Raw genomic sequence first — 12,905 nt, 5'->3', positions numbered from 1 at the left:
AGAAAAACATGCTTACGCCTTGCTCAGTCATTTTACTTTTGGAGCCAAAGACCACCACGGATTCATGCTTTCGCCTGCTGACTGTTCAAGATCTTGCTCGCTCAAGCTGAAAGCACCAGGGAACTCTTCTAGCGCCTTAGAATAAATCCCCTTGTTTAGACAGAAACTATAGGCAATTAGCAGAACGGATTCAATGAACTGATACGAATGCTGCCAATGCTCATGAAGCCAACTTTGTAACTGATCGCGAAGACCTGATGGGGGAATTTCAAAGGTGTGCCATTGATGGTGCGCGAGCTCGTGAAGTTTACGGAGGGTAAGGCACTTGTCCCCCCCCCTTCGGATTCGATTAGTGCAATCCTGGTATGCTCCCAAACCGTCAAAGGATCAAGTCCATCTGGCAGGTTCTCGTAGTCCTTGATGTTCATTTCCATTCAATCTGGCAAAAATCATTAATCAATGCTCGTGGCTGCTATTGGCCGATAGCGGCAGCAGAGCATAGCGGATTGCCAAGCAGAAATTCTCACACATTGTCACTCTGCTCTAAATGGCTGCTTCTGGCCGCTTGCCGCCGTTACTTAATTGAATCCGCAGCCGACAAGCGCTCCCGAAAATAGCAAATTGCCGAACGGAAAACTACACGCACTATCACGCCCGTGCAAAAGCTTTCCTATACACCAAACGTTCGCCGCCATGCCGAAATACAACCGGTAAAGCTGCTGCTAAGGTCGCCAGCACCTGGCCGGTTATCTGGCGCGCCCGCTCGAGCGTTTCCGGACAGCGCCCTGCGGCATGGATAGCCTGGGCGGTAGCGGCGGGTCCGGCAGGTGCGCCATGCGCTCCAGGCAGGGTGCTGCGGCGGCTGCCACTGCACCGCTCGATGCGTGCAGCAGCGCATAGCGTGCCGCTGGCCCTTCGGCCATGCCCGGAGCGTGGCAGGTTAATCCGGCCAGCGCGCCAAATTCGGCAACCGTGATGGCGCTGCCGCTGCCGCTGCGGCAAAGCTCGGACGCCAGGCGCGATGTCGCCTGGCCGCGCAAGGCGTCTGCGACGGGCTGCGCGGACAGTTTGATCCAGGCCTGGAAGCGGCCACGCCGCGTTTCCACCACGGCGGCGCTTTGCCAGCCGCGCACCTCCTGGCGCTGCAAGTCAGCCTCTTGCAAGCCGTCGAGCAGCACCAGGCCATGCTGGCCTGCGGGCCGCACGGTGATGTCGTAGCCGCGCGCGTTCATGCGCTTGAGCCAGGCCAGGCTGCGCAGCAGTTCCAGCCCGCTCCACTGCCGCGTCTCTTGCTTGCCGTCCCTTGCCTGCGCCAGCCTGACGACGAACTGGGCGCAGCCCAGTGCCGTCATTTGCCCGCGCACGGCTTCCAGGCTGCGGTCGCGGGCCGGATCAGCGCGGCCAGCTGCTGCGCGTCCAGCACGTTCTGCAGCCTGGGGGCAGGTGCCAGACAGAGCCATAATGCGCTGGCGAGCAGCCCCGTCATCATGCCCACCAGCGCGGCCAGCAGATACTGGCGCTGCGACAGCGTCTGGTTGCTGGATTCGATTGCCCGGGCGCTCACGCGCGCCGCCTGTTCCGCGCTGCGCCAGGCGCTCGCCGCCGCCTCGATCTGGTGCCGGAACTGCTCCCCCTGGCGCGTGCCATCGACGTTCAGCTGCTGCATCGTCTGGTGCGCCTCGTCCGTCAGGGCCGCCATCGCCTGCGCCAGCGGCTCCAGGATCGCCGCCAGTTCCTCGGCGCTGGCCAGCTTCGCCTGGTGCAGCTGCGCCATCCTGCACGCCAGCGCGTCCAGTTGCGCCGTATTCTCGGCAGTGGCCAACTGCCGCAAGGTCTCGCTCTTTGTCATAGTGGACTCCTCGTTTCGCCAATCCCATGGGACTGTATCCGCGTCCCAGATCGCTGCCCTTCATCAGTACGCCATCGAGGCGGTAGGACAGGCCCGCCAGGGTGCTGTCATGGCGCTGCGTCACCGGCACCAGGGCCACGCCCGCCGCTGCCAGGCGCTGCATGAAAGCGGTGAAACTGCCGCAGCCGGTGATGGCGGCGTCGCACAACTGCTGCAGGCGCTGCCGCGTCGAGGCGATGCCTGTGCGCAGGCCTGCCTCGACTTCGCCCCGGCTCGCCGCGCGGCGCGGCGCCTCGGTGGAGGGGCGCAGCTGCTGCAGGCCGAAGTCGCGTTCGACCGCGCGCATGATGACTTCCTGGCGCCGGTAGTCGTGGCTGTCGCTGGCAACGCCGCCATCGCAGCGCACGCGATTGACCAGCAGGTGCACGTGTTCATGCCGGGTGTCGGCATGGCGCGTCAGCAGGTACTGGTTGTCGTCCAGGCCCATGCCCGCCAGATAGCGGCCCGCGATCTGCGTCCACTGGGCGTCGGACAGCTGCTCTCCCGGCGCGGCCGACAGCGATACATGCAGCACCGCCTTGCCCAGGCCTGGGCGCAGCTTGCGCACGGCACCGAATTCCTGCGCCAGTTCGCGCGGCGTGCGGCCGGTCATGTTGGTGTCGATCACGCGCGCCTGCTCCTTGCCCAGGTCATACGCCAGCACGCCGCGAAAGCCGCGTCCCTTGATGGCCTTAGCGATCATCGTCCTGCTCCTTCACGCCCAAGAGTGCCAGCCGCAGGCGGCGCGTTTCCGCGATCAGCCGCTGCAGCAGGGCGTCGGCCACGGCGACGCGGCCACCCTCGTTGGCGAGATGGGTCAACTGATTCAGGTTGGACGCCAGGCGGGCCAGTTCCACGTAGTGTTCGCGGTTGATGGCGGCGACGGGCGGCGGGGGCAAGGTGCGCGCCAGCGCTGCGGCGCGCAGCCATTGGGCGGGACGCATCTGCATGCGGGCGGCGCGTTCCAGCAGCGCCGCATGTTCGGCGGCCGAGACGCGCACGCCGATGGTGGCGCCGCGCACGGCGGCCGGGTCGCCTTTCGGGCGGCCGCCTTGTCGCTTGCGTGGCGTGGTCTCGGCGTGCATCGATGCTCCTGGCGTGGTGGACGAGCGCAGCGAGGATGGCCCCGCAGGGCAAGCCGGTTTGAGCGAAGCGAAAACATGGCTTGCTCCTCGCCAGCCCACGCGCCCGCGGCTCCCCGGTCTTTAATGTAGGCGCGGGCCAGCCGCTTTTCTTACGCGATATCAAACAGCGCGGGCGCTGTCGCGAAACAGGACGACGGCGGATGCGGGTGGACGCACGCCGTGTCGCCCATCGTGGCGCGCAGGCGACAGGCATGCGTATCGCCACACCTGTTCCTGCCAGCGCCGCCACTGGTTTTCTTTCTCCCGGCGGGCGTCGCCGTCAGGCTGGCGGCGTGGCGACGCCGTCGCGCAGGGCGTCGAGATAGTCGGCCCAGCGCTGCATCATGGCGCGGCGCGCAGGCAGGTGCGCCGTGCGGTTGTAGGCGCGCCCGTTCGGGTCGATGACGCTGTGCGCCAGCTGGTGCTCGATCAGGTCCACGCGCTCTTGCAGCACTTCGTCGAGGATGGTGCGGGCCATGGCGCGGAAACCGTGGCCGGTCATGACTTCCTTGGCATAGCCCAGGGAACGCAGCGCCGCATTGATGGTGTTTTCGCTCATGCAGCGCTGGCCGCTGCGCAGGCCGGGAAACACATAGCGGCCTTCGCCGGTGACTGGCTGCAGCGCGCGCAGGATCGCCACGGCCTGTGTCGGCAGCGGCACCAGGTGTTCGAGCTGCATTTTCATTTTCCTGGCCGGGATGCGCCACGCGGCGGCATCGAGATCGATTTCGCTCCATTCGGCGGCGCGCAGTTCGCCGGGACGCACGAACAGCAKGGGCGCMAATTTCAGCGCCGCCACCGCCGTGACGTGGCCCTGGTAGCCATAAATGGCGCGCAGCAGCGGCGCGACATCGCCCGGTTCCGTCAGTGCCGGGTAGTGCGTTCTCGGCACCGGCGTCAATGCGCCTTTCAGGTCCGCCGTGACGTCGCGCTCGACGAGGTCCATCGCCACGCCGAAGCGCAGCACCTGGCCGCACAGCTGCTTGATGCGGTGCGCCGAATCGATCGCGCCGCGCGCCTCGACGCGCTGCACCACGCGCAGCACGTCGCGTGGGCGGATGGTGTTGAGCGGCATCTTGCCCAGGTAGGGGATGACGTCGCCTTCGAGCCAGTTGCCGACTTTCTTGCGCGTGCTGGCGCTGCCGTTGCGCTGGATAGTGAGCAGCCACTGGCGCGCCAGCTTGTCGAAGGTATTCAAGGCGGCGCTGCGCTGCTCGGCCTTCTGCGCGCGCTTGACGCCGTTCGGATCGATTCCTTCGGCCAGCGCCTTGCGCGCGTCTTCGGCCTTGCGCCGCGCCTGGGCCAGGCTCACGCGGGGGTAGACGCCGAACGCCAGCGTTTTTTGCTTGCCTGCATGGCGGTAATTCATGCGCCAGTACTTGCCCGTTCGGGTGACCAGCAGGTACATGCCGTACAGGTCGGGATACTTGTCGCCGCTGGGCGTGCCCTTGTAGACGGCATGGCGGATAAGCAGATCGGACAGTGGCATGGCGCACTCCCTGATGGTATTTTTTTAGAGAAAATCCTAAATCCAGCAAAAAGTACCAACAAAGTTCATCGCTTTTAATGTACGCCAAGGGACGCGGATGGACAACAAAAAACCCGCTCTCCTATGACGAAGGCGGGTTTTTGGACGTTCTTGGATTTTTACGGCTGAGTTCTTGGTGCCCGGAGCCGGAATCGAACCGGCACGCCCTTACAGGCGGGAGATTTTAAGTCTCCAGTGTCTACCAGTTTCACCATCCGGGCAGCGCGGCAAGATTCTAGCACAAGTGATATGGATTGCACCATCTTGCCTGGCAATTGGCCGGTCTCCCTCACTCGCTCCCATGACTGTTCGTGCGCGCCTGCTCCCGCGCCGCATCTGCGCACGCCAGACCATTGAAGAACAAATTGAGCAGCACGGCGACGATGGCGGCCAGCAGGATGCCGCTGTGCAACAATGGCGACAGTACCTTGGGCATATGCTGCGCGTATTGTTCCGCCACCAGCGGCAGCATGCCGAAGCCGATCGACAGGGCCACGATGAAAAGGTTGTTGCGGTTGCTCCTGTAGTCGACGCCGGCCAGGATGCGGATGCCGGTGGCGGCGACCATGCCGAACATCACCAGCCCTGCCCCACCCAGCACGAATGCCGGCACGGCTTCGGCCGTCTGCGCGATCTTCGGGATGACGCCCATGACGAGCAGAATGATGCCGGCCGCCACGCACACCCAGCGGCTGCGCACGCCCGTCACGCCCACCAGGCCCACATTCTGCGAGAACGAGGTGTAGGGAAAGGTATTGAAAATGCCGCCGATCAGGGTGCCCAGGCCGTCGACGCGCAAGCCGCGGCTGATGTCGGCCTGTTCGATACGCTTGCCCGTCATCTCGCCCAAGGCCAGGAACATGCCCAGGGACTCGATCATGACGACGATCATCACCAGGCTCATGGTCACGATAGCGACCAGGTCGAAAGTCGGCATGCCGAACTGAAACGGCGTGACGATGGCAAAGGCCTTGGCGCTGGCCACCTTGGCGAAATCGGCCTTGCCCAGCGCAAATGACAAGGCCGTGCCGGCGATGATGCCGATCAAGACAGCGATATTTGACAGAAATCCCCTGCCGTACTTGGCCACCAGCAAGATGACAGCCAGCACGAAGAAGGCGATGCCCATATTGTCCAGCGCGCCGTAGCCGGGATTGGCGATCATGGGCACGGGGCCTGGCGGCGCGGGCAAGCCGGCCGCCGCAGCAGCAGCGGCCCTCTGGACAAAGGCGGGGTCGGCAATCTGCGCCATGGCCGGCGGTCCGCCCATGGCCCAGTTCACCCCCACGCGCATCAGGGACACGCCGATCACGGCGATGATACTGCCCGTCACCACGGGCGGGAACAGCGCCAGCAGGCGGCTGATGAAGGGGGCGATCAGCATGGACACGACACCGGCGCCGATCACGGCGCCAAAGATGCCGCTGATGCCCAGGGACGGGTTATTCGCCATGGCCAGCATCGGGCTGACGGCGGCAAAGGTCACGCCCATCATCACGGGCAGGCGGATGCCGAAGTGTTTGCCTATCCCCAGGGACTGGATCAGCGTCACCAGGCCGCAGCAGAACAGGTCGGCACTGATCAGCGCCGCCACCTGTTCGGGCGGCAGCTTGAGGGCGCGGCCGACGATCAGCGGCACGGCAATGGCGCCCGCATACATGACGAGCACGTGCTGCAGGCCCAGGGTGAATAGCTTCCCTACAGGCAAGATTTCATCGACGGGCGATGTGGCGGCGGGCACGCTGCGGTGGACGGATTTCAGTCGGGGAGAGGCCATTTACGCTCCATTTCCTGGGTTGCCGCGGCCAGGATGGACGCGGGTGCAAGGGGAAAGCAAGAGAGAAACGGGACGACAGGAATACAATGGCGACCGACGATGCATGCGAAGCTCCTTGAACGGGCGAATGCCCATGGCTGAGCATGCATGCATCGTGCCAGGTCAATTGTATGCGGAAATTGTGCCGAAAATCACCAGCGATTGACCAATCTGACGGTGCATGCACCGATTTCTCGCATGGCGCCCCCTGCGCATGCACCGAAAAGCGGCAAAAATGCGACAGTGCTGGCAGGTGACAAGGATTTAGCCGCTAGAGCAGACATCAAGCAGCGATTCCAGTTGGCGGACATGGGCGGCACGTAGCTGTTCACGCGCCAGCAAGGCTTGCACTTGCTCGAAGATGCCATGGGATGGTACCGCTGGCAAGGCGGGCGCGACAGGACGCGTGGCTATGCATGGCGCGCTCACGGGCACAGCGTCCACCTTCGATGCTGGCAGGCATGTCGCACAGCCGCTCAAGAAACTCACCAACAATAGCGTGCTGGCACACTCGACACTCCGCCTCTTTGCCCGCCTGCCTGCACTCTCACGCGTTGGCCTCATGGCATTTCGCTGGCGATCAGCGCCTCGGCGGCACGGCAGGCTTCGCCTTCGGGCTGCAGCGCCAGGATACGCCTCGCAGCTGCCTGGGCATCAGCCTGCCCGACCTGTGCGCTGCCCAGCGCCTGGCGTAACCGCACCGACCGGCGTGCGCCCTCCTCCCGCATCGCATTCAGGGCCTGGTTCTAGCGCAGCAACAGCCCCTGCGTCTCCTGCACTTGCGCCGCGCACGCTGCACGACCTGCTTCGCGTCCCCAACGCTGCGCGGAAAACATAGCTGCCCCCAGCAGCAACAGCATGGCCAAAATGCTCAACGACGGCTTCATGCCAGCACCTTGCGCGCAGCCTGGTACAAGGACAGACGCTCTGCCAGGCCGTTCACGCCGCCGTTGATGCGGCGCGTCACCCGTTCCTGGTCACCCGCGTCGGCCAGGCGGTTCAAGCCGCGCGATTGCCAGAACCAGCCCGCCGAGCGACACGCGAAAGTCGTTTCCTCCAGCAACTGCGGCGCCGCCAGCAAGTCGATATCCAGCGCCACGCCGCACGCCGCATAGTTGGCGCGCCCCGTCACCTGCAGCAAGCCACGCCCCTTGAAGCGCACGCCATCGCCAGCGACCACGTTCCCCAGGTCCGCGCGTCCTTCATAGGCCGTGCCGCTGGCCAGCTCGCGCACATAACGCAACTGTCCCGATTCGTGCCCCACCTGCGCCAGAAACGCCGCCTGGCGCAGCGGCGTATCGATGCTGAACTCGCTCATCGCCGCATTCAGCGGTGCCAGGAATAGCGTAGCGCGGCGGCCGGCTAACGGCATGATCTGCATCAATTGCGCGCCTGTCACAGCATGCCCCGCACATCCTTGACGGCAGCGGCCGCATCGGCCGCCAGTTCGCCGATATCCTTGCCGCGCCGCTTATCGAACCAGCGCACGCAGGCGCCCAGTACCCACCAGGCAGGCAAGCCGGCAGCCACCATCAGCGGCGCGGCGATAAATAAAAATCCCGTGGCCGGGTCGCCGCCATACAGGCCCGCCACGGTTTTCGCACTGTCGAACAGGCTGGGCCACCACGACAGCACGGCGGCCACAAGCACAGGGCCGAGAAAGGTGGAAATGATGATGCTGGAACAAAAACGAATAAATGCCTCCTTGGTGGTTTGGGGCCACATGAACATGAAGCCCAGCGACGTGGCGGCGGCGCCGGCCAGCACGGGCACGCCAAACAGTTTGATCAATGCGCCGCCGGCGGCGGTGGTTTCGAGGGCCATGGTTGCCTTTCAGGTGGTGGAAATGAAAAACCCGCCGAAGCGGGTTTGTTGATGAGGTATAAGAAATACAGGAACTTAGGTCATCCGTTCGTCTGCGGGCACTGCGTCAAGCAATGGGGCTTCAAACTGCTTCGGCATGCCCCCGTCCGCAAGCCACTCCGTATATTTTATGTAATCGACGTTCTGGCAATCCATCGGTATGATCGCCCCGTCCGCTTCACGTATGATTACGTTTGCCTCTTCTGCGATGGTGTACATGCGTTCTCCTAATCTTAAATTTCGGCGATGGCTTCCCAGTTACCTTGGATATTGTACTGACGAGCCGAGGTATTGGACTTTACTTTCATGTACTTATTGGTAATTTCTCCGGCTTGTCCCAAAAAGCCCTGGACACCCCCTTGAGCTGCCGTACCTTGGCATGCCCAGCTGTACGGATTGCCCACATAGCCCCGCATATTGATCGTCGGAGTAGCACGCATAGGGATAGGAAACTTAACCGTATGACGGCCGTTATTTTCCAGAGAATCTACAGCTTCGCCTCCCGATAAAATTAACCCAAGCGCGTCAGTAGCAAGTACAGTTACATCTGCACCTTCAGGGAACGAATTGCAGTAGTAACGAATGCACAGACTCATTTCCTCTGCCATAGAGCGACGCGAGAATGGTGTTGCTGTGCCTACTTCAAACTGCACACCTGTGATCAGGAAGTTGCCATTATTAGCTAACATGTTTACAGCACCGGCTACACCTGTCATGTTGCCAGTAATCCAAGTACCTGTTACTGGACGTACAAAGTTAACCCCCGACCCCAAGTTAAAGCGCAGGTGCAGGCCTTGCATATTATTCGTGTTCATTGCACTTGCAAGGTCACCGGGGATAGAGACAGCGATTTTCGTCCATGTGTTCGCTACGGGAACCGAGAAAGAAAACACATAGCTTTTGTTTGCCAAAATGTTGTATAAAGCACCCGAATGTGAACCAGCGATGTTCGAGTAAACCCAAGCGGACAACGTGCAAGTTTTTGCACTGGCTGTGCCATATTGCAGGTCGGCTAAATGATTGCCCTCAATTACCTGCTGTAAGAGGTATGCCTCTATAGCCGAGGCAGAATAAGCGCCTTGAGCGCCCAAACCAAGGTAATTAGGGAAGCCGGGGGCACGAGTTGCCACATTGTAAAAATTAGGGCCATAGGCAACCTTACCTGCCACCGATGCATCGTAGTTCCAGCGATCCAAACCATAACCAATGAGATATGTGCCCGAATTAGGTACACCACGTTGATTGATACGCATATCGCCGTTGATGACACGATTCTGCATACCGCCGATGAACGAACCGTTAATACTGGCTAATTTAAAGTCCAGTGTGACATCACCGTTCTGCGATGCCTTTAAATCCAGCGCCGCTCTTTGCGTAATGCTGACTGGCTTGTCCATATCGGCCGTATTGTCGACGCTACCCAGGCCAACATCAACCTTGCTGCCTGACGTAGCCACCGCCGCAAACTGTGGCTTACCAGTAATGCTGCCCCAGGCCGGCACATACGAGCTAGGCTGCGCATCAGTAATGCCATAGCCAGCCAGCGTCGTCGCGCGCACCGCTTTTTTGGTATCCAATTCGGCCAGCGCGGCCTGCACATTCGTCGCAACGATGCCACCCGCCGGCGTGCTTGCAACTTGCGAGGCCACGTTGGTGGGTATCGTCATCCAGGCGCCAGCCTGAAATACGCGCAGGCAGCCGCCGTTCAGCACCGTGTCCCAGTAGGTCGCGCCGGCCAGCAGCGCTGCGCCAGCGTTGTCCGATGTCGGCGCCAGCGCTTTAGCACCGAGATAGCGCGCGTCGAGCGAAACAAACGCGGCGCTTGCGGATGCGGCCTGCGCGGATGCTTTAACTGCATCTGCGCTGGCGCTGGTAGCGGCCAGTCCCGCCGCTGCCGCACTGGCCGCAGCAGCAGCCGCATTGCGCGGAATATCCGCGACATCCTTAGCAAGCGCCAAGTCGTTGAGCTTGCGCACATAGTCCGTTTGCCCGGGATAAAAATTGGCTGGCATCAGATTTCCTCTACAGTAATGGATGTCGAATAACGTTCGAATTGCGGCGTGGTGACGGCAGCCGCATCGGGCAGCTTGCCGTATACCTGGTGATCCTGCTCCAGCAAGGGGTCGTCGGATTCCGGAAAGAGGCTGATGAAGACCGGACGCGACTTGCCATTGCCGCGCAAGATGGCCATCAACTTGCTGCGGTCGGGTGGCGACATGGCAGTCAGGCTCAGAGCCAGCTTGCGGCTGCGCGGTCCCACATTCGTCAGCAAATCACCGCCTTCATTGCGGTAATGCTGGCTGGCATCGTCGGCCGTCACCGAAGCACCATAGTCGGCATTGCTTTCAGGCGACCAGTACATGCCGGCGACAAGGCGCGACGCCTCAATGTAGCCGGCAGGATTGAGCGCGTCATCGATGTCAATTTCCAGCTTTTCCACCCAAGTCGGTGCAAACCAGATGCGCCCGTAGGCGCCGCCGCCATACGAAAAAGCGTTCACACCCAAGGGTTCCAGGCCCCAGTCCCAGGCACCCAGCGGCTGGTGTGCACAAGCCTGCACCGTGCCCGTGTCGAATGCGGGTGTCGAATCGCTCGCCAATACGTAGCCGCGCACACGCAAGGTGGCGGCCGAACTCAAGTTGCAAAATGGCAGCGCCACAGCGCCGATCAAAGCGGCTGAAGGGAAAACTGCGCGCAGGGTGGCGTTTGTGCCTGTCGACCGCCAAACTTCGGATTTAATGTCTGTCAACAAATTCGCTACGGTAAGCGCGCCAGACTGGCTTGATGCCGTGATGACGGTCTGGTCGGCCGCGTTGTGGTGGATGATGCGAAGATTTTTCATGGCAAATTAGCCCCCTCAATAATAAATAGTGGCCCAGGGCCATCGAAAATACTCTTGCTGTCCTCTTCCATATCAAGCATGCATCGAATTGCTGTTTTATTTCCCACTTTAATAAGTGTCTCGCTGACGCGATGCCAATATGAAAAAATCTCAATATGCAACATCGTATAAATACTCCATCGTTCACGAGTATTGAGAATTGCCGCATATCCTGGCATTCCAATCCCAACAGGTCGTCGCATTTCTGGAATACTAATTCCATTCTTCGCTGCAAAGCCATCACCAAACGCACGTGGAAAAAGAGGAGAATCTTGAGTAAAATCAGCAGATATACTACCGTCGTTCTCATCATGCAAAACTAGCCCTAATGGTGAAGCGCGCGATTTAGAAAAACCAAAAATCCATATATCAACTGGATACTGAGTATCAAATCCATATTCATCTGGATTTCCACCGCAATAGGCCTCGATCTCCCATACGCCTGGATTAGGGCTAGTCACACGATTAATGCCGACATGACGGCCAATTGGCATATCAAAGGCCACAAGTATCGGTCCTGTATGAAGGATTCGATAAATCGAATATCCTGCCACACGTCCAGGCTCCGCTGAAGGGACACGCCCAGCCGGTTGTACAATCGAATGCAAGGCAGCTTTGCCAATACAGTAAGGCAAACGTCCTTCTGAACTGACAACCAATTCTTGGCTCCCATTATTGATACGTAAGCGGATGCTCATTTAACAAAAAGCGCGACCGGCTCATCAATGCCAAACTGAAAAATAAATATTGGATAAAGACTCCCCTCATATCTATAGCCTCCGTCACTCATGGCATTACCACTTGGCCTGACGACGATTCCCGACAAACCGGGCCCCATCGTTGGGAATGAAAAAAATCGACCGCCTGTTGGCACATTATACAAACCCAAACATACTCCCCCTACCGCTAGGCGCGAATCAAATTTAATCCGTTGGGTTCCAGGTTCTCGAATAATCAATGCAAATTCTGTCATTTATATGGTACTCCTAACTCAATAACGGGCTTACCGTCAGAAAACAAATAGAAACCTTTCGGCGTAAGTTCCATTCGCTCATTGCCTTGGGACCTTAACAAAAACGTACCATCCGCATTAATAGCCACATTCCCATTTTCCGACTTGCAGGTATCGCTGAACGTCAACGCCCCCGTCTTGGTCGAAATCGCCTCCAGCGAGCCAAACTTGGCATAGCTCTGGAAAGGAGTCGTCCACACAGTCTGGTTGGTTACCGGATCGTAGTTGCCGCTGGACTGGAACCACACCTGCCGTTCCGCCGGGGCGCCATTGATGGCCGCGCCCCAGGGGCGCGTCTCGCCCCAGGTACCCACGGGGGGATAAGCGTCGCCCTGCACCGTCACGCTGGCCGGATTGAAGGCCAGCGCATAGCCGTCGATCAGCGTGAAGCACTGGCGCGCTGACTTGCCGCTGCTGCCATTCGATCCAGGCACGCCATTCACGCCGTCCTGCACCTTGTTGACGATCTGCTGCGCCGTGAACGTCACGCCGCTGTCGTGCAGCAAAGTGGCGGTCACGGTGACCTGCTGCACCGACATGGCGCTATAGGCCAGGCTACGCGTGTTACCGCTACCGCTCAGGACGCCGCCAGCGCTGCAGCTCCATTGCACGGTGCCGGGCAAATTGATTTGCGTGGCCTTGAAATTGATGGCGGCCGGCGAGCCGGCGCCGCTGGTGCTGACGTGGAACACGGGCGTGTCCACCGTCAGCAGCAGCGCGGCCCCCGCTTCCGGCGCCGTCAGCCGTGGCGACGTTGCCTGCAACAGCACGTCACGGTCATTCATGATGGTAC

The 12,905-nt window shown here is 60.6% G+C and carries 15 protein-coding genes, 1 tRNA gene and 1 pseudogene; all 17 read right to left on the bottom strand.

Annotation, left to right across the window (positions count from 1 at the left end):
- Window positions 1-176 precede the first annotated feature (176 nt).
- Window positions 177-428 carry a hypothetical protein gene (locus CBW50_RS06800; protein ID WP_086144828.1) on the bottom strand — a complete coding sequence of 84 codons (252 nt, stop codon included), beginning with the start codon at window positions 426-428 and terminating at the stop codon, window positions 177-179.
- A gap of 318 nt (window positions 429-746) precedes the next feature.
- Entirely contained in the window at window positions 747-1,352 is a 606-nt protein-coding gene (locus CBW50_RS30295) for a DNA-primase RepB domain-containing protein (protein WP_226936019.1), read from the bottom strand.
- Window positions 1,349-1,699 (bottom strand): hypothetical protein, encoded by a 351-nt coding sequence (locus CBW50_RS30290; protein ID WP_367301822.1) that lies wholly within the window; start codon window positions 1,697-1,699, stop codon window positions 1,349-1,351. Before CBW50_RS30290 ends, CBW50_RS30295 begins: the two co-directional genes overlap by 4 nt.
- A 172-nt stretch (window positions 1,700-1,871) precedes the next feature.
- Window positions 1,872-2,591, bottom strand: a pseudogene (locus tag CBW50_RS30285) (relaxase/mobilization nuclease domain-containing protein); the annotation flags it as partial.
- Complete coding sequence (gene mobC, locus CBW50_RS06790) at window positions 2,581-2,973, bottom strand: plasmid mobilization relaxosome protein MobC (protein WP_071075382.1); 393 nt, start codon at window positions 2,971-2,973, stop codon at window positions 2,581-2,583. The pseudogene CBW50_RS30285 and the gene mobC, both read right to left, overlap by 11 nt.
- A 319-nt stretch (window positions 2,974-3,292) precedes the next feature.
- The gene (locus tag CBW50_RS06785; protein WP_086144826.1) at window positions 3,293-4,501 is read right to left on the bottom strand and encodes an integrase arm-type DNA-binding domain-containing protein; all 1,209 of its coding nucleotides are present in this window, start codon (window positions 4,499-4,501) and stop codon (window positions 3,293-3,295) included.
- A 173-nt stretch (window positions 4,502-4,674) separates the two neighbouring features.
- Window positions 4,675-4,761 (bottom strand) — tRNA-Leu (locus CBW50_RS06780).
- Between the two features lie 68 nt (window positions 4,762-4,829).
- A complete protein-coding gene (locus tag CBW50_RS06775) occupies window positions 4,830-6,317 on the bottom strand; it encodes a nucleobase:cation symporter-2 family protein (protein WP_086144825.1) in 1,488 nt (495 codons plus the stop codon).
- Between the two features lie 785 nt (window positions 6,318-7,102).
- Window positions 7,103-7,243, bottom strand: a complete 141-nt coding sequence (locus CBW50_RS29280) for a hypothetical protein (RefSeq protein ID WP_172404696.1) — start codon at window positions 7,241-7,243, stop codon at window positions 7,103-7,105.
- Window positions 7,240-7,728, bottom strand: coding sequence for a glycoside hydrolase family 19 protein (locus CBW50_RS06770; RefSeq protein ID WP_226935917.1), 489 nt, complete (start codon window positions 7,726-7,728; stop codon window positions 7,240-7,242). Before CBW50_RS06770 ends, CBW50_RS29280 begins: the two co-directional genes overlap by 4 nt.
- A 23-nt stretch (window positions 7,729-7,751) precedes the next feature.
- The gene (locus CBW50_RS06765) at window positions 7,752-8,180 is read right to left on the bottom strand and encodes a hypothetical protein (RefSeq protein WP_070313495.1); all 429 of its coding nucleotides are present in this window, start codon (window positions 8,178-8,180) and stop codon (window positions 7,752-7,754) included.
- 75 nt (window positions 8,181-8,255) lie between these two features.
- Window positions 8,256-8,438: a hypothetical protein gene (locus CBW50_RS06760; protein WP_086144824.1), complete on the bottom strand. Its 183-nt coding sequence runs from the start codon at window positions 8,436-8,438 to the stop codon at window positions 8,256-8,258.
- A 14-nt stretch (window positions 8,439-8,452) separates the two neighbouring features.
- The gene (locus CBW50_RS06755) at window positions 8,453-10,231 is read right to left on the bottom strand and encodes a hypothetical protein (protein ID WP_086144823.1); all 1,779 of its coding nucleotides are present in this window, start codon (window positions 10,229-10,231) and stop codon (window positions 8,453-8,455) included.
- Window positions 10,231-11,061, bottom strand: a complete 831-nt coding sequence (locus CBW50_RS06750) for a hypothetical protein (protein ID WP_139842425.1) — start codon at window positions 11,059-11,061, stop codon at window positions 10,231-10,233. Before CBW50_RS06750 ends, CBW50_RS06755 begins: the two co-directional genes overlap by 1 nt.
- Window positions 11,058-11,798 (bottom strand): hypothetical protein, encoded by a 741-nt coding sequence (locus CBW50_RS28690; protein WP_139842424.1) that lies wholly within the window; start codon window positions 11,796-11,798, stop codon window positions 11,058-11,060. The genes CBW50_RS06750 and CBW50_RS28690 overlap by 4 nt, the downstream gene beginning before the upstream one ends.
- Complete coding sequence (locus tag CBW50_RS28685) at window positions 11,795-12,073, bottom strand: hypothetical protein (protein WP_139842423.1); 279 nt, start codon at window positions 12,071-12,073, stop codon at window positions 11,795-11,797. The genes CBW50_RS28690 and CBW50_RS28685 overlap by 4 nt, the downstream gene beginning before the upstream one ends.
- Window positions 12,070-12,897 carry a hypothetical protein gene (locus tag CBW50_RS06740; RefSeq protein ID WP_139842422.1) on the bottom strand — a complete coding sequence of 276 codons (828 nt, stop codon included), beginning with the start codon at window positions 12,895-12,897 and terminating at the stop codon, window positions 12,070-12,072. The genes CBW50_RS28685 and CBW50_RS06740 overlap by 4 nt, the downstream gene beginning before the upstream one ends.
- Between the last annotated feature and the right edge of the window lie 8 nt (window positions 12,898-12,905).

It is taken from the genome of Janthinobacterium sp. GW458P, assembly GCF_002127585.1.
Classification (GTDB): Bacteria; Pseudomonadota; Gammaproteobacteria; order Burkholderiales; family Burkholderiaceae_D; genus Janthinobacterium.
The sequence above is the reverse complement of the archived record's forward strand: the minus strand, read 5'-3'. Positions and strand labels throughout refer to the sequence as shown.

Coding starts and splice junctions, on each gene's coding strand:
- CBW50_RS06800 (WP_086144828.1), bottom strand. CDS start 428: ATGAACATCAAGGACTACGAGAACCTGCCAGATGGACTTGATCCTTTG.
- CBW50_RS30295 (WP_226936019.1), bottom strand. CDS start 1,352: ATGACGGCACTGGGCTGCGCCCAGTTCGTCGTCAGGCTGGCGCAGGCA.
- CBW50_RS30290 (WP_367301822.1), bottom strand. CDS start 1,699: ATGGCGGCCCTGACGGACGAGGCGCACCAGACGATGCAGCAGCTGAAC.
- mobC (WP_071075382.1), bottom strand. CDS start 2,973: ATGCACGCCGAGACCACGCCACGCAAGCGACAAGGCGGCCGCCCGAAA.
- CBW50_RS06775 (WP_086144825.1), bottom strand. CDS start 6,317: ATGGCCTCTCCCCGACTGAAATCCGTCCACCGCAGCGTGCCCGCCGCC.
- CBW50_RS29280 (WP_172404696.1), bottom strand. CDS start 7,243: ATGAAGCCGTCGTTGAGCATTTTGGCCATGCTGTTGCTGCTGGGGGCA.
- CBW50_RS06770 (WP_226935917.1), bottom strand. CDS start 7,728: ATGCCGTTAGCCGGCCGCCGCGCTACGCTATTCCTGGCACCGCTGAAT.
- CBW50_RS06765 (WP_070313495.1), bottom strand. CDS start 8,180: ATGGCCCTCGAAACCACCGCCGCCGGCGGCGCATTGATCAAACTGTTT.
- CBW50_RS06760 (WP_086144824.1), bottom strand. CDS start 8,438: ATGTACACCATCGCAGAAGAGGCAAACGTAATCATACGTGAAGCGGAC.
- CBW50_RS06755 (WP_086144823.1), bottom strand. CDS start 10,231: ATGCCAGCCAATTTTTATCCCGGGCAAACGGACTATGTGCGCAAGCTC.
- CBW50_RS06750 (WP_139842425.1), bottom strand. CDS start 11,061: ATGAAAAATCTTCGCATCATCCACCACAACGCGGCCGACCAGACCGTC.
- CBW50_RS28690 (WP_139842424.1), bottom strand. CDS start 11,798: ATGAGCATCCGCTTACGTATCAATAATGGGAGCCAAGAATTGGTTGTC.
- CBW50_RS28685 (WP_139842423.1), bottom strand. CDS start 12,073: ATGACAGAATTTGCATTGATTATTCGAGAACCTGGAACCCAACGGATT.
- CBW50_RS06740 (WP_139842422.1), bottom strand. CDS start 12,897: ATGAATGACCGTGACGTGCTGTTGCAGGCAACGTCGCCACGGCTGACG.